This is a genomic window from Pseudomonas sp. SDO55104_S430, from assembly GCF_054070595.1.
Map to the genome: position 1 here is coordinate 1 of NZ_JBSVXG010000145.1, position 15,357 is coordinate 15,357.

General features: G+C 62.1%; 12 protein-coding genes. 2 read left to right on the forward strand and 10 right to left on the reverse strand.

Annotation, left to right across the window (positions count from 1 at the left end; translation table 11 throughout):
* Nucleotides 1–177: 177 nt before the first annotated feature.
* The 5 genes from ACW9JE_RS21465 to ACW9JE_RS21485 form a co-directional block, all read right to left on the reverse strand.
* Nucleotides 178–1,539 (reverse strand): purine-cytosine permease family protein, encoded by a 1,362-nt coding sequence (locus tag ACW9JE_RS21465; protein WP_457433871.1) that lies wholly within the window; start codon nucleotides 1,537–1,539, stop codon nucleotides 178–180.
* A 199-nt stretch (nucleotides 1,540–1,738) separates the two neighbouring features.
* Nucleotides 1,739–3,295, reverse strand: coding sequence for an amino acid permease (locus ACW9JE_RS21470; RefSeq protein ID WP_224533094.1), 1,557 nt, complete (start codon nucleotides 3,293–3,295; stop codon nucleotides 1,739–1,741).
* A gap of 276 nt (nucleotides 3,296–3,571) precedes the next feature.
* Nucleotides 3,572–4,732: an iron-containing alcohol dehydrogenase gene (locus ACW9JE_RS21475; RefSeq protein WP_224534791.1), complete on the reverse strand. Its 1,161-nt coding sequence runs from the start codon at nucleotides 4,730–4,732 to the stop codon at nucleotides 3,572–3,574.
* Between the two features lie 3 nt (nucleotides 4,733–4,735).
* The gene (locus ACW9JE_RS21480) at nucleotides 4,736–6,127 is read right to left on the reverse strand and encodes an aldehyde dehydrogenase family protein (protein WP_224534789.1); all 1,392 of its coding nucleotides are present in this window, start codon (nucleotides 6,125–6,127) and stop codon (nucleotides 4,736–4,738) included.
* Between the two features lie 21 nt (nucleotides 6,128–6,148).
* The gene (locus ACW9JE_RS21485) at nucleotides 6,149–7,522 is read right to left on the reverse strand and encodes a glutamine synthetase family protein (RefSeq protein ID WP_224534788.1); all 1,374 of its coding nucleotides are present in this window, start codon (nucleotides 7,520–7,522) and stop codon (nucleotides 6,149–6,151) included.
* Nucleotides 7,523–7,858: 336 nt separating this feature from the next.
* Here ACW9JE_RS21485 and ACW9JE_RS21490 point away from each other — a divergent pair, with 336 nt between their 5' ends.
* Nucleotides 7,859–8,188, forward strand: coding sequence for a carboxymuconolactone decarboxylase family protein (locus ACW9JE_RS21490; protein ID WP_457433872.1), 330 nt, complete (start codon nucleotides 7,859–7,861; stop codon nucleotides 8,186–8,188).
* A gap of 191 nt (nucleotides 8,189–8,379) precedes the next feature.
* Here ACW9JE_RS21490 and ACW9JE_RS21495 read toward each other — a convergent pair whose 3' ends face one another.
* The 3 genes from ACW9JE_RS21495 to ACW9JE_RS21505 all read right to left on the reverse strand — a co-directional run bounded on the left by ACW9JE_RS21495 (nucleotide 8,380) and on the right by ACW9JE_RS21505 (nucleotide 12,475).
* Nucleotides 8,380–10,785, reverse strand: a complete 2,406-nt coding sequence (locus ACW9JE_RS21495; protein WP_457433873.1) for a TonB-dependent siderophore receptor — start codon at nucleotides 10,783–10,785, stop codon at nucleotides 8,380–8,382.
* A 203-nt stretch (nucleotides 10,786–10,988) separates the two neighbouring features.
* Entirely contained in the window at nucleotides 10,989–11,957 is a 969-nt protein-coding gene (locus ACW9JE_RS21500; RefSeq protein ID WP_457433874.1) for a FecR domain-containing protein, read from the reverse strand.
* Nucleotides 11,954–12,475 carry a sigma-70 family RNA polymerase sigma factor gene (locus ACW9JE_RS21505; protein WP_457433875.1) on the reverse strand — a complete coding sequence of 174 codons (522 nt, stop codon included), beginning with the start codon at nucleotides 12,473–12,475 and terminating at the stop codon, nucleotides 11,954–11,956. Before ACW9JE_RS21505 ends, ACW9JE_RS21500 begins: the two co-directional genes overlap by 4 nt.
* Before the next feature lie 138 nt (nucleotides 12,476–12,613).
* Here ACW9JE_RS21505 and ACW9JE_RS21510 point away from each other — a divergent pair, with 138 nt between their 5' ends.
* Complete coding sequence (locus ACW9JE_RS21510) at nucleotides 12,614–13,420, forward strand: alpha/beta fold hydrolase (RefSeq protein ID WP_457433876.1); 807 nt, start codon at nucleotides 12,614–12,616, stop codon at nucleotides 13,418–13,420.
* Here the strand turns inward: ACW9JE_RS21510 and ACW9JE_RS21515 are convergent.
* Nucleotides 13,389–13,937 carry an HIT family protein gene (locus tag ACW9JE_RS21515; protein ID WP_457433877.1) on the reverse strand — a complete coding sequence of 183 codons (549 nt, stop codon included), beginning with the start codon at nucleotides 13,935–13,937 and terminating at the stop codon, nucleotides 13,389–13,391. The genes ACW9JE_RS21510 and ACW9JE_RS21515 overlap by 32 nt on opposite strands.
* Before the next feature lie 174 nt (nucleotides 13,938–14,111).
* Nucleotides 14,112–15,095 (reverse strand): alpha/beta fold hydrolase, encoded by a 984-nt coding sequence (locus ACW9JE_RS21520; RefSeq protein WP_224534774.1) that lies wholly within the window; start codon nucleotides 15,093–15,095, stop codon nucleotides 14,112–14,114.
* Between the last annotated feature and the right edge of the window lie 262 nt (nucleotides 15,096–15,357).

Below are 15,357 nucleotides of genomic sequence, written 5' to 3' on the forward strand. Positions count from 1 at the left end.
GCAGTCGTGAAATCAGGCAACGCGGTGCTCCAGGCAGACCTCGCATGCAGGTTCTGCGACTGCTTCGCAGCCGGACGCAGGCTTCGCCAGCTGCTACATGGACCGCGTTTTGCCTTAACTGACTGGCATTAGGGCATGCCCTCTCACCACAGGGGTTTGCATTCACAGGCAGAGGAATCAGGTGTAGTTGGCGCGCACGAACCAGCTGCGCCGGGCATTGTTGAGCAGCAGCCAATAAGCCCCGAACGCGCAGATGAAGGTGACGGGCGCCGACCAGGTGGCCAGGTCCGCATGACCGCTGTTGAGCAAGGCAATGCCCAGCCCCGCAGCGAGGAACCACGCACCCAGCCCGCAGGGGTTGAAGGCACTGACTCGATCCACCTGATACTCGATGCGATCCTGGAACAGCTGCCCATAGCGCGGTGAAAAGATATGCGCCAGGGCGATCGCCACCCAGGCCACCACGAAGATGCTCTGGTACGCCAGGGCCTGCAGGATGTACTCGAAAACGTTCAAGCGCATCAGCGTGTACACGAGCGCGCCGACGGCCACCGCCCAGACCCAATAAGGCACCCGGGCCAGCCCGACGCCGCCGAAAAACGCCTGCATGTTGGTCGCCGCCAGATAGAAATTCGCCGAGTTGATCCGCGTCTGGCTGACCCAGACGAACATCAGACCCCAGAACCCCATCAGCTCGATGATCGCCATCACCACCGACACCTCGCTCAAGCCGCCCGGTGTAGGAATGGTCCCCGCCAGGAAGATCCCCACCAGGCCATTGATCAGGAAAGTGAAGGTGTAGAACGGCAGACCGAAGTTGAAGCGCGCGTGATAGCGGGTGTCCTCCTCACGACCAAAGCGCGCGTAGTCCCAGGTGTACATCATCAGGATCCACACGCCCATGAAGTAGCTGAAGCAATCCCACCAGCCGTTCTTCACGGGTCCTCCGGCCGGGCCCATTTGCAGCCAGGCGTTGCTGTAGCCGTATTGCTCGACGGTCATTACCACCAGCGCCACCAGACCGATCAGATAGAACGGCAGCAGCACGCCGTTGAGCTTGTCCATCCAGTTCTGCACACGCCCCAGGATCAGCGGAACGCTGTACAGCGCCACCAGCAGATAAGCCTGGTTGAGCGACAGGTTGGGCATGTAGTTCTGGATCGCAATGGCAATCACCGAGCCTTCGAACACACTGTAGTAGGTGGCGGTTGCAAAGAAAATCAGGGTCGCCAGCACCGCCCCCTTGTGCCCGAACAGCACCCGGGAAAACAGCGCGACCGACAACCCGGTCCGGATCGCATAACGGGAAATGACCCCGTTGATGAGCGCATAGGTGACCACCGACAACAGCAGTCCGATGATCGCATTGGCAGTGCCAAAGGTCATGGCCAGGGTGGCGGACACCACCAGCCAGAACATCGCACTGCAAATACCCCACCAGGCCATTGTCAACGAACCTTTGGGCATGCGGTGTGTTGCGGGAACGGCGACCACCGAATAATCGGTGCTGTCGCCTTGTTGCGAGAGGGTGGCGGCCATGGTTCTTCTCTTGTTTTTGGATGAAGAACCTGGATGGTAAGAGCGCTGTGGCGAGAAAAGATTGCTGTTGGCTGCACTGGTTTTTGTGTAGGAGCGAGCTTGCTCGCGATGGAGGCCAACGATAACGCGGGGTATCAGGTTTCCCGCGTCATCGTTGACGACCATCGCGAGCGAGCTCGCTCCTACAGGGGGGTGGCGATTATGTCTGTTTGTTCAATGCTGCCTCGGCCGCGGCGATTTCGGCCTGGCGCTTGAGAATCACATCCCCCACCGGCGGCCCCTGGAAGCGCCGTGCTTCGAAGCCGAACCAGACGATGGCCGTCAGCACCAGGAAGCCGATGGTGATGTACAGCGCCCAGTCGTTGGGTGGCTGGATGCCGATGACGAAGATGATCACCATCGACAGGACCGAGAGCAGGGCGAACACCGTGTACCAGAATCGCCCCATGTTCCATGGCCCCATGACCGGCCATTTCGCGGTGCCGTAGGTGAACAGGCCGAGCACGATCGGGATGATGAAAGAGAAGAACAGGAAGATCACGGTGCAGGACACCACGATGGTGTAGACCGGGGTTTCACCGACCGAGATCACCGAAGAACCCCAATCGAACAGTACCGCCAGGGTCGCGCCGGTCCAGATCGCGGCGACCGGGCTGCGGAAGGTCGGCGACACCGAGGACAGTGCCTTGGAGCAGGGCAGGCCGCCGTCCCGGGAGAAGGCGAAGATCATCCGCGACACCGAGGTCACGGTGGCCAGTCCGCACAGGACCTGGCAGATGAAAATTGCCACGTACAGTGCGTCCTTGAGCAGCGGGTTGACCTGGGCATTCATGGCCCAGAAGAACACGTTCCAGCCTTGCTTGGCGGCGTCGTCCATGTTCGGCAGCATCAGCACGAAGGCGCTGAGCATCAGCCAACCGAACAGCAGCGACCAGAGCACCGACATGACCATGCCCTTGGGCACGGAGACCGCCGCGTTGCGGGTTTCCTCGGAGGTGTGGGCAGAGGCGTCGTAGCCGGTGATGGTGTAGATCGGCAACAGCAGGCCGAGCATGAAGATCCAGGCGTTGGACGCCTCTGGCCACACGCCGCCCCCGGCCGCGCCGGAGTAGTTGCCGAAGGTCACCAGCCGCGCGAACTCGAAACTGGGCGCCGAGATCAGGCAGACGACGGTCAGCGCCAGCGCGGTGGCGAAGATCAAGTAACCGGAGAAGTCGGTGAGCTTGGCGGTCAGGCCGATGCCCAGATGGTTACACAGGGCCTGCAGGCCTGTGAGGATCGCCAGGAAAATCACCCGGGTGGTTACGGTGTCTTCCATCCCCAGCGTCGGTCCGAAGGCGCCGAAGAAGAAGTAGTAGGTGCCGACATTGATCGCTCCCAGCACCGTCACCAGCCCCAGCAGGTTGAACCAGGCGGTGAGCCAGCCGGTGAAGCGGTTTCCGAGGATCGAGCCCCAGTGATACAGGCCACCAGCGGTGGGGTAGGCCGAGGAAATCTGCGCCATGGCCAGGGCGAACACGCCCGAGATCAGGCAGCCTAACGGCCAGCCGATGCCGATCGAGGCACCGCCTGCGCCCGAGGTGCCCTGGGCCAGTGAGTTGATCCCTCCGGAGAGGATGCAGATGATCGAAAAGGAAATCGCGAAGTTGGAGAAAACCCCCATTCGTCGCGACAGCTGCTGGGCATAGCCCATGCTGTGCAGCACTTTGACGTCATCGTCATGCGCCTCGGTGCCGGGCTGGTTTACTGTGCTCATCGGGTGTGCCCCTTCAGGTTTTGATACGCATCCATCCGCGACGGCGGACAGCTCGGCCTTCAACCCCTTGTTGTACTGCTCCTGTTTTCTACTTTTGGATTTGCCCGGAATAAACCTGATGACAGCGAATCAGGTAGGCCGAGCGAAACCTGTGGCGAGAGGGCTTGCCCCCGTTGGACTGCGCAGCAGTCCCATTTTTTGGGGCCGCTGCGCGACCCAACGGGGGCAAGCCCCCTCGCCACAAAATTCCCTCACTGCAAAGTACTCATCGCTGCATTACAAGCGACCGTGAAACGCCGCCGCAAAAATCTCCGAAACTCCCGCCTTGGTAAGCGGCAACGGATTCCCACCCGCCGACGGATCGACCACCGCCATATCGGCGATCAACTCGGCCTGCTTGTCATCCACCCCCAGCTCGGACAGGGTGTGCGGCACGGCGATGTCCTTGCGCAGTTTGAGGACGAAGGCCATGAAACCGTCGAAGTCGGGTTTGGGCAGTTGCAGATACGCGGCCAGGCGGACGATGCGTTCTTCGATGGCCGGGCGATTGAATTTCAGGACATAGGGCATCAGCGTGGCGTTGGTCATGCCGTGATGGGTGTCGTACAGCGCGCCGATGGGATGGGCCAGGGCATGCATGCCGCCCAGTCCCTTCTGGAAAGCGGTGGCGCCCATCGCGGCGGCGGCCAGCATGTTGGCGCGGGCGTCGAGATCGTCCGGGGTATGTACGGCACGCACCAGCGCGTGCTTCACCAGGCGCATGCCTTCCACCGCGATGCCGTCGGCCAGCGGATGAAAGCCGGGTGCGCAGTAGGCTTCCAGGCAATGCGACAGCGCATCCATGCCGGTACCGGCGGTAACTTTCGGCGGCATGCCGACGGTCAGCGCCGGGTCGCTGATGACCACCCGGGGCATCATTTTCGGGTGAAAGATGATGCGTTTGGTGTGGGTGCGATCGTCGATGATCACCGCCGCGCGGCCCACTTCCGAGCCGGTGCCCGCCGTGGTCGGCACCGCGATGATCGGGGCGATGCCTTTTTCATCGGCACGGGTCCAGTAGTCGCCGATGTCCTCGAAATCCCATACCGGGCGGGTCTGGCCGCTCATGAAGGCGATCAGTTTGCCCATGTCCAGGCCACTGCCGCCGCCGAAAGCCACCACGCCGTCGTGATTGCCGGCTCGCCAGGCCGTAAGCCCGCCGGCCAGATTGGCCTCCACCGGGTTGGGCTTGAGATCGCAGAACAGCTCGGCTCCCAACCCCGCACCGCGCAAGGCCTCCAGCGCTGCGGTGGTGATCGGCGCCTTGCCCAGGCCACTGTCGGTGACCAGCAAGGGTCGCTGGATGCCCTGGCTGCGGCAGATCTCGGCCAGCTCGCTGATGCGCCCGACGCCGAAGCGGATGCTTGTGGGGTAGTTCCAGTTTCCCTTCAGGCTCATGGTTCAGATCTCGTGGCGCAAATGGAAGGATTTGGCGCGGGTCAGGTGTTCGTAGCCCAGGCTCGACAGAGTCACGCCGCGCCCGCTGTTCTTCATCCCGGTCCAGGCCAGCGCCGGGTCCAGGTAGTCGCAGCGGTTCATGAACAGGGTGCCGGTGTCGACCCGGTTGCCCAGGCGTTCGGCGGCGGCGAGGTCCGAGGTCCAGATCGAGGCGCTGAGGCCGAATTCGCTATCGTTCATCAGGGCCACCGCTTCGTCATCTCCGCTGACCGGCATGATGCCGACCACTGGACCGAAGCTTTCATCGCGCATCACCGACATTTGATGGGTGACGTTGACCAGCACCTGCGGCGCCAGGTAGGCGCTGCCCGAGACGTCGGGGGCGAAGGCCTGGGGCTCGATCAGCGCCTTGGCGCCCTGGGCCAGCGCGTCGGCGATCTGCTTGCGAACGAAGTCCGCCGCGCCGGGATTGATCAGCGGGCCGAGGGTCGTGGCTTCGTCCAGCGGATTGCCCAGCACGTACTGGCGGGTGAAGGAGGCGAAGCGTTCGATGAATTGCGGATAGAGGGACTGATCGACGTAGATGCGTTCGATGGCGCAGCAGCTTTGCCCGGAGTTGAAGAAGCTGCCGTCCACCAGGTTTTCCACGGCGTATTCGAGGTTGGCGTCGGCCCGCACGTAAGCCGGGTCCTTGCCGCCGAGTTCCAGGCCCAGGCCGAGGAATCTGCCGGTGGCGGCCCTTTCCATGGCTTTGCCTGCGGGCACGGAGCCGGTGAAATTCACCTGATGCACACGACCTGATCCGATGATCGCGCCGGTCTGCTCGTGGCTCAGCAGCAGGTTCTGGAACAGCCCTTCGGGCAGGCGCGCACGGCGGAAGGCTTCGGCGAAACGCTCACCGACCAGCAGGGTTTGCGAGGCGTGCTTGAGCAGGACGCTGTTGCCCGCCATCAGCGCCGGGATGATGGTGTTGACCGCCGTGAGGTAGGGGTAATTCCACGGCGCGACCACCAGCACCGTGCCCAGCGGATCGCGCTGGATATGCCGGCGGAAACCGGCGATGGGTGTCGGCTCGACGTTAGCCAGGGCCTGCGGCGCGATGGCGATCATGTGCCGGGCGCGCTCCTGGAAACCGCGCAGTTCGCCGGCGCCATAACGCACCGGACGGCCCATCTGCCAGGCCAGTTCCGGGACGATGTCGTCCTTCATCGCCAGCATCGCGTCCACCGCGGCGCTGCAATAGGCCGCGCGTTCGCTCAGAGGTCTGAGTTTCCATTGCGCCTGGGCGCTGGTGGCCGCCGTCAGCGCCTGTTCGATCTGCCCGGCATCGGCGTACGGGCGCTCGGCATAGATCCGGCCATCGACCGGCGAGATGAGTTGAATCGTTGCAGTCATGATTGCCCAACCCTGGAGTGATCAATAACGCTCGAAGCCGCGCTGCAGTTCCCAGTCTGTGACCCGCCGGTCGTACTCTTTCTGCTCCCATTCGGCGGTGTGCACGTAGTGGTCGACCACTTCATCGCCGAAGGCCTCGCGCAACATGGCCGAGCCCTTCAAGGCGGCGCTGGCGTCGCGCAGGGTCTTGGACACTTCGGGCAGCTCTTCATTGGCGTAGGCGTCGCCCTCGTAGGGCGGGTCGAGGCTGAGTTTCTCGTCGATGCCCGCCAGCCCCGCAGCAATCAGCGCGGCGAAGGCCAGGTAAGGGTTGAGATCGGCGCCGCCGATGCGGCATTCGATGCGAATCGATTTGCTCTCTTCGGCGCACAGGCGGAAGCCGGCGGTGCGGTTGTCGCGGCTCCAGACCGCCCGGGTCGGGGCGAAGGTGCCGGCCTGGAAGCGCTTGTAGGAATTGATGTAGGGCGCCAGGAAACAGGTGATGTCGTCGGCGTACTTGAGCTGCCCGGCCACCCAGGACCGCATCAGTTTCGACATGCCGAACTCGGCTTTGGCGTCAAAGAACAGCGGCTTCTTGCCGTTCTTGTCCCACAGCGAATTGTGGATGTGGCTGCTGGAACCGGCGGCGTCGTAGCGCCACTTGGCCATGAAGGTGATCGACTTGCCTTGCAGCTGCGCGATCTCCTTGCAGGCGTGTTTGATGAGCACGTGATGGTCGGCCATGGTCATGGCGTCGGCGTAGCGAATGTTGATCTCTTCCTGGCCCGGGCCCCATTCGCCCTTGGAGTTCTCCACGGGAATGCCGCAGGCCTGCAGGTGCTTGCGGATCGCCCGCATCACCGGCTCCTCGCGGGTGGTCTGCAGGATGTTGTAGTCCTCGATGTAATGGCCGGCGGTTTTCGGCTTGTAGTAGTTGCGTTTGTGGATGGCTTCGTAGCTCTCGTCGAACAGGTAGAACTCCAGTTCCGAGGCGAACATGCCCTTGTAGCCGCGTTCGCGCAGGCGTTCGACCTGTCTTTTGAGGATCGCTCGCGGGCTGTGGGGCAGGTCCTGGCGATGGTGGTGATCGAGCACGTCGCACAGCACCAGGGCCGTGCATTCCAGCCAGGGCACCTTGCGCAGGGTGCTCATGTCGGGTTTGAGGACGAAGTCGCCGTAGCCTTTGCTCCAGCTCGCGGCGGCGTAGCCGGGCACCGGTTCCATGTCGATGTCGTCGGCCAGCAGGTAGTTGCAGCAGTGGGTTTCTTCGTAGCCTGAGTCGATGAAGAATTCGACCTGGAATCGCTTGCCGACCAGCCGGCCCTGCATGTCGACCATGCACACCAGAACGGTGTCGATTTCGCCGGAGACGGCGGCACGCTTGAGTTCGTCGAAACTGAGAAGAGGCTCGGTCATCGAGGCAAGTCCTGCGCAATGGGTTGGGGGCCTGTCTGAAATAGCCGTTGCAGACGCTCTCCAGAAAACAACCCAAACCTGCAGATGCGAGCATCGTGAGCAATTGGCTGAACATAGCTTAGCCTACTGTCAATTATTGCAAGTTTTTGCTGATTCTGTGGGAGCGAGCCTGCTCGCGATGAACGCCCAGACACCGCGGGCATTCAGACATCCAGCGTCATCGTTGACCACCATCGCGAGCATGCTCGCTCCTACAGTGGTTCGGGGGCGTCCACGGATTTTGTGTCCATCAACTCCTACAATGAAATGCGTTTACATGCTCGCGGAGTAGTTCACATGGCGAAGAAGAGAGATCACACCACGTATGAAAACCTGAAACGGACTTACCCGGATTTTCTGGAGGCTGTGGAGGCGTTGGGGGCGAATGTTCGGCATGCGGGGCCACTGGATGAGTTGTCGGTGCAGTTGATTCAGCTGGGTGCCGCGGCGGCGGTTCGCTCGGAGGGGGCGGTGCATAGTCATGCGCGGCGGGCGCTGGAGGCGGGGGGGACGCCGGAGCAGGTTCGGCATGCGTTGATTGCGCTTACCAGCACCATCGGGTTTCCGACGGTCGTGGCGGCGGTCAGTTGGGCGGATGATGTGATTGGGGAGGGGAAGGCGACTTGAGTGTAGGGCACCGGACCTGTAGCAGCTGGCGCAGCCTGCGTCCGGCTGCGTAGCCGTCGTAAATTCGGGCACCGAGGTTTTTCAGGGAGATCCGGTACACAGGTTTTACGACTGCTTCGCAGCCGGACGCAGCCTCGCAAGCTCGACAGCTGCTACAGAGCCGAACGCAGGCTGCGCCAGAGACCGTGGGCTCAGTACTGCGCCCGCACCGCCAGCGTCACGGTGCGCGGATCGCCGTAGAAGTTGGTGCCCCACGATGCATCCACCCGGTCGTAGTACTTGCGGTCGAACAGGTTGTTGGCGGTCAGGGTGGTCGACAGGTTTTCGTTGATCTTGTAGCCCACCTGCGCGGTGGCGATGGCATAGCCGCCTTGCTGGAATTTCACTTCACGCTGGTAGTAGGTGTCACTGACCGCGCGAACACCGCCGGCGACGCTGAAGTCCTTGAGCGGGCCGTCGCTGAATTCGTACTTGGTCCACAGGTTGAAGTTGTGCTTGGGCGTGATGGTGCTGAAGGTCTTGCCTTCGGAGCCGTCCTCGGCGTTCAGGTATTTGGTGGACGTGAAGGCGTAACCGGTGATGATGCTCCAGTTGTCGGTCAGGTTGCCGCTCAGCTCGGTTTCCCAGCCTTGGCTGCGCGCCTTGCCCTCGGACATGTACGCGGCAATGCTGTTGTTGTATTCGGCGCGGTTTTCGTCGTAGATGCGGAACACCGCGATGCTGGCGTTCAGGCGTCCGTCGAAGAATTCGCGCTTGAGGCCGATCTCGTATTGCTCACCCTCACGCGGACCGATCGGCGTATTGTCGGCGCCCAGTTCGCTCTGCGGCTTGAACACGCCGGTGTAGCTGGCGTAGGCCGACAGCTCGGGCGTGAGTTTGCCGATGATCGCGCCGTAGGGCACCACCTTGCGGTTGATGCTGGTGCTGGCGCTGCCGAAGTTGTTGAAGAAGGCGTTGGCGTTTTTCGCCTCACTTTCGTACCAGGTCACGCGGCTGCCGCCGATCACGTCGAGCCAGTCGGTGACGTTGAGCTTGGCGCGAGTGTAGAGGCCGTATTGATCGGACTTGGACCAGTTGCCGTTGTCCTTCACGTAGTCCTGTTTCGGAATGTCGATGCTGCCAGGATCAAAGACATTGATCGGGAAGTAGTCGCCGCCACCGTAGGTGAAGTCCTTGTCCAGATGCTGGTATTCGGCGCCCACGGTGAATTCGTGGGTGCGGCCCAGGGCCTCGAACGGGGTGGTAACGAAGCTGTCGGCGCCGATGGTCTTGATGTGGGTGTAGTAGTTGTAAGCCACGGCCCAGCTGTCACCGGTGTCCGGGTCGACCGCGCCGTCGGCCCAGGTGAAATTGCGCTTGGGGGTTTCGGCGTCGCGGTAGGTCAGGGTGGTCTTGAACTGGCCGCCGTTGTCCAGAGCGTGGTCGACTTCGGCGAAGGTTTCCCAGACTTTTTCGTTCAGTTCATTCCACTTCGCATCGACGAAGGTCGAGCGCGGCACGTCCAGCAGCTTGCCGTTGGCATAGGCGGGCAAGCCGAAGGCCGGGGTGGAATGGTTCTGCTGATAGGCGCCGCCGACCGACAGGGTGGTGGCCGGATCCAGGTCGAATTCCAGGCGACCGTAAACCATCGGGCGTTCGTTCTGCGCGTAGTCGACAAAGGATTTGTTGTTCTCGTAGGCGGTGATGAAACGTCCGCGCACGTTGCCCTGTTCATTCAACGGACCGGTGACGTCCACCGAGGAACGGTAATGATCGTACGAGCCGGCCGCCAGTTCGCCGCCGATGGCGAATTGGCCAAGGGCGCGCTTGCGCACCACGTTGATCGTGCCGCCGGGTTCGCCCGCACCTTGGTACAGGCCGGACGGGCCGCGCAGCACTTCGATGCGGTCGTACATCGCCAGGTCGAATGAGGTGCCCATGTCGCCCTGGCCGGTGGGTTGCGAGACGCCGTCGACCTGCACCTGATCGACCAGGAAGCCGCGCATGTACACGTCGTTGAGGCTGGAACCGGAGTTGTAGGTCTTGATCGTCACCCCGGTCACCTGGCGCATGGCGTCCTGCAGGCTGTTCATGTTCTGGTCGTCCATGCGCTGGCGGGTGACCACCGACACCGATTGCGGGATGTCCTTGAGCTTGATGTTGCCCTTGCCGATGCTCACTTCGTTGGTGGTGTAGGAATGCGTGCCTTCGGTGGTCAGGCCGAGCAGTTGGGCGTTGATCGATGTCGCGCCCAGTTGCAACGCGCCGCTGTTGGCCGAGCGCACCAGGGTGTAGCTGGCATCGCTGCGCTGGACCATGTCCAGGCCGGTGCCGTTCAGCAGGCGGCTCAGCGCCTCGAGTGGCGAATAGGTGCCGGACAGGCCGGGGCTTTGCTGGCCGTCGGTAAGGGCCGGGTCGAAGGACAGGGCGATGCGACTGTCGGCGGCGAAGCGCGACAGGGTCTGCCCCAGCGGGCCGGCCGGGATCTGATAGCTGCGCACATCGCTGATGGCAGCCGGTTGCGCCGCCCACGCAGAGGCGCAGGTGCCGCCGATCAGCAGGCCGAAAAGGGTGTGGCGCAGGGGAGGAGCGAAGCGTTGGGCGCGTAAAACGGGCATTTGAGTCGTGATCCTGTCGGCAAGGGAAAGGGGTGTTTCTTCCCTTGCCAGCCGAGTGCGGAAAAAGTATCAGCCCCCGGCAAAAATATTTTTACCTGTAGGAGCGAGCACGCTCGCGATGGAGGACGGGACACCGCGGGGCGTCAGGTTTCCAGCGTCATCGTTGACCACCATCGCGAGCGTGCTCGCTCCTACAGAGGTGTTCAGGCGGGGGAAATGGTGAGCAAATAACCGCCCAGATGCGTGCTCACTTTGACCGGATAGGTCTGCACCAGCATATTCAACGCCTGGCGGTTGTCGTCCAGCGGAAATGCACCGGAAACCCGCACCTTGGCCACCGCCGGATCGCAGCGCACCAGGCCATGGCGGTAGCGCGCCAGTTCTTTCGCAAACTCTCCCAGCGGCATGCCGTCGGCCACCAGCATGCCTTCGCTCCAGGCGATCAGGGCGCTGTCGGCGGACTTTATCGGGCCGATGACAGAGGCAGAAAATGAAGTCTGCTGTCCCGCACCCAAGATCATCGGCGTCGCCTGCGGACGTCTGTACAGTTCGATCTGCACCCGACCCTCCAGCACCGCCAACCGGGTGACACCGTCGTCTTCGCGAACACTGAAACTGGTGCCCAGCGCCTGCATCAGGCCCTGTTCGGTGGAAACCCGGAACGGCCGGCCCGGCACCTGAATATCCGCCGCCGTCTGCACCAGGATTTCACCGCGACGCACGCGGATCAGGCGCTGTTGCGCATCGAAGTTCACGTCGACCGAAGTATCGGTATTGAGGGTCAGCTGACTGCCATCGGCGAGGGTCAGCTCGCGACGCTCGCCAATCCCGGCGTGATAGTCGGCGGTCCAGCCCAGGCGCTCGTTCAACTGCCAGCCGATCCAGCCCGCCGGGGCCAGCGCCAGCAACGCGGCCAGGCGCCCGAGCATCGCCCGGCGCTGCGGGTTGTCGGGCCGGTCGAGTGCCGGCATCGCCAGTTCCGGCGGCAATCCGCCCAGCTTGCCCATCAGGGTCTCCGCACGCTGCCAGGCGAATTCGCATTCGCTGTTGCTGGCTCGCCATTGTTGCCATTGCAGCAGTTCACGCTCGCTCAGCGAGCCTTCGCTCAAGCGCATCAGCCACTCGGCGGCTTCTTCCAGGGCGACGGGGTTGATCTTCGAAGGGGCGTTCATGCTGGCGTCAACGTCAGGCACTGGACGAAGGCCTGCTTCATATAGCGTTTGACGGTTATCAGCGATACATCCAGCTTCGTCGCGATATCGTGATACTTCATCCCGCCGATCTGCGACAGCAGGAACGCGCGCTTGACCAGGATCGGCAAGGAATCGAGCATCGCATCGACTTCATGCAGGGTTTCCAGAATCAGGAAGCGTTGTTCGGGGGAGGGGGCCAGCGATTCGGGCATTTGCTCCAGCGCCGACAGATAGGCACGTTCCAGCGCCTGACGCTGATACCAATTGACGAGAATGCCCTTGGCCACACAGGTCAGATAGGCCCGCGGCTCTGCAAGGTCCGGCAGGGACTTGCCGGCGAGGATGCGCGTGAAGGTATCGTGCATCAGGTCTGCGGCATCCACGCGATTCCCCAGTTTTCGCTGAAGCCATCCGTACAGCCAGCCTTGATGGCCGACGTACAGGGCTTCGACCGAGCGAACGTGGTGCTGATAAACCGCAGACTGAAGGTCACTCATCGCGTCAATGCTTTTTCTAATTGAGAATTATTAGCAATTGTAATGAGCGCTTTGCCTAACGGCAAGAGCCTCGCAGGGCAATGCCGGTTGTACAACAAGCTGTTACAGTCCGGTGATCACTGCTCCACGAGGCCCTGCATGCATTTGTCCGTCAGTACTGAAACGCTCTGGATCGATACGCCCCACGGTCGGCTGTTTGCCAGTCGCTGGTTCCCGCAAGAGGGCGTGGGCACTGCGGCGAAACCGCCCATCGTGCTTTTCCATGATTCGCTGGGATGCGTGGCCCTGTGGCGCGACTTCCCCGAGCAACTGTGCCGCGCGACCGGGCACGAAGTGATTGCCTATGACCGCCTCGGTTTTGGCCAGTCCGATACGTATCCCGGCACGCTGCCTCTGCACTTCATCCGCGATGAAGCCGCAGGGTTTTTCGGGCATTTGAAGGCTGCGTTGGGGATCGAGGATTTCATTGCCTTCGGGCACAGCGTTGGCGGGGCGATGGCGGCGGTGTGCGCGTCCCTGTACGGGCAGCACTGCACGGCCCTGATCACGGTGTCGGCGCAGGCGTTCGTCGAGGATCGCACCCTGGAAGGCATTCGAGTCGCCAAGGAGCAGTTCGCACAGCCGGGGCAGATGGGCAGGCTGGAGAAGTATCACGGCGCGAAAGCGCCCTGGGTGTTGGCCGCCTGGACAGAGACCTGGCTATCCCCGGCGTTCAGCGACTGGACGATCGAAAACACGGTCGACGCCATCAACTGCCCGTCGCTGGCCATTCATGGTCAGTACGATGAATACGGTTCGGACCTGCATCCCAAGCGCATCGCCCGGCTATCGACTGGCACGGGCGAGTATCTGATCGTGGACGATTGTCATCATGTGCCGCACCGCGAGGCCCCGGACAGGGTGCTCGCGGCGGTCAGTGAGTTCCTTGGCGCAGCGGCTCGATAACAGTCTGTCTTTCCGCCGCATGAAATGGCAGGGGACCCCCAAACGCCAACCGCAGGCGCTCGATGGTCTGCTCGATCGAAGGCCCCTGAATGCTCGGGGGCTCAAGGCTCTCGCCGAATTCACGCCAGACGAACAGGGTCATTTCCGCGCCATCGGTCGATGTATGCGCATCGGCCCCCACGCCGAAATTCTTCAGCACGCGATAGCGCTCATCCTTGCAGAACAAGTCTTCGACCCAGCTGTAGACCGGAATGTAGTGAAAATGGATGGGGAAGCGCGGGTCGTGACCGAAACGGCTGATGTAGAGCCATTTGGGTTGCAGTTCCGCTTGCAGAATTTTCTGCACGCGGGCCAGCAGCGGGCCCATTTCGATCAGCGCTTCTTCCGGCAAGTCGGACAACGAGCGGACAGGGTAACGAGTCCCCAGCACCAGATAGCCGGGAAGCTTTGACGACATGTGATGATTGAGTATCCAGTGCTCGGTTTCATGGATGATGAATCGTGGCGCTATGTCCATGGGGTGTGTCCGTTGGTGGCTGATGCAGATCTTCGGGGATTCGGATTGGTCTGTCGATCAGTCTGCGTGTATCGATTCTAGATCCAGATCTGCGTCATGCGAATAGCTTTTATTCAAGCAGCTCAGGAGACGCTCTGGCCTAAGGTTTATAGCCAAGGCTCAGAGCGCCGCACATCAACCCTTGATGAACGCCAGCAGGTCCTGGTTGATCACCTCGGTATGCGTGGTGCACATGCCGTGGGGCAGGCCCGGGTAGGTTTTCAGGGTGCCGCGCTTGAGCAGTTTGATGGTCAGTTGCGCGGAATCGGCGATCGGCACGATCTGGTCGTCTTCACCGTGCAGGACCAGGGTCGGCACTTCGATGGTTTTCAGGTCATCGGTGAAGTCGGTTTCCGAGAAGGCCTTGATGCAGTCGTACTGCGCCTTGATCCCGCCGTTCATGCCCTGGCGCCACCAGTTGTCGATCACAGGCTGCGAGACTTTCGCGCCCGGACGGTTGAAACCGTAGAACGGACCGGTGGGGAAGTCGCGATAGAACTGCGCGCGGTTGTCGGCCACGGCTTTGCGCAAGCCGTCGAAAACGTCCATGGGCAGGCCGCCGGGGTTCTTCGCGGTGCGCAGCATGATCGGTGGCACGGCGCCGATCAGCACCGCCTTGGCCACGCGGCCACGGCCGTGACGGGCGACGTAACGCGCCACTTCACCGCCACCGGTGGAGTGACCGATATGGATGGCGTTGGTGATGTTCAGGTGCGCCATCAGCTCGGCGACGTCGGCGGCGTAGGTGTCCATTTCATTGCCGGTATCGGTCTGGGTCGAGCGGCCATGACCACGGCGATCGTGGGCGATGACACGGAAGCCCTTGCCGAGGAAGAACAGCATCTGCGCATCCCAGTCGTCGCTGGAAAGCGGCCAGCCGTGGTGGAACACGATTGGCTGTCCGCTGCCCCAGTCCTTGTAGAAAATCTGCGTGCCGTCCTTGACTGTGAAGGTGCCCGAGCCCTTGGTGTTGCCTTTGCCACCGGTGTTGCCGGTTGTGCTGGCGGCGGACGGGGCCTGATGCGCAGCAAGCGCCGGCACCGCCACGGCCAGGGCGGCGGCCATGGCACCGGTTGTAATCAGGCCACGACGGGAGGTTCCGCTGGTCTCATCAGTCATTTTTCAATACCCATTCGGTTCTGGAGGGAGCGCTCGCAAGGCTGGTGGCCTTGCATTCGGCGGCTGGGGAAAATTTATGGGTAAAGGAGGGGGCTGAATATCAGACATGGGTGTCTGGGGTTAACGCTTTGGTATAGACGCCTTGGGACGGGTTTTGCGGGATGATGCTCGCCGCTGGCAATTTGATTTATACCAATGTAGCGTGCGGCCGATAACCTGTGGGAGCGGGCTTGCTCGCGAATGCGGTGATTCAGTCGACAGA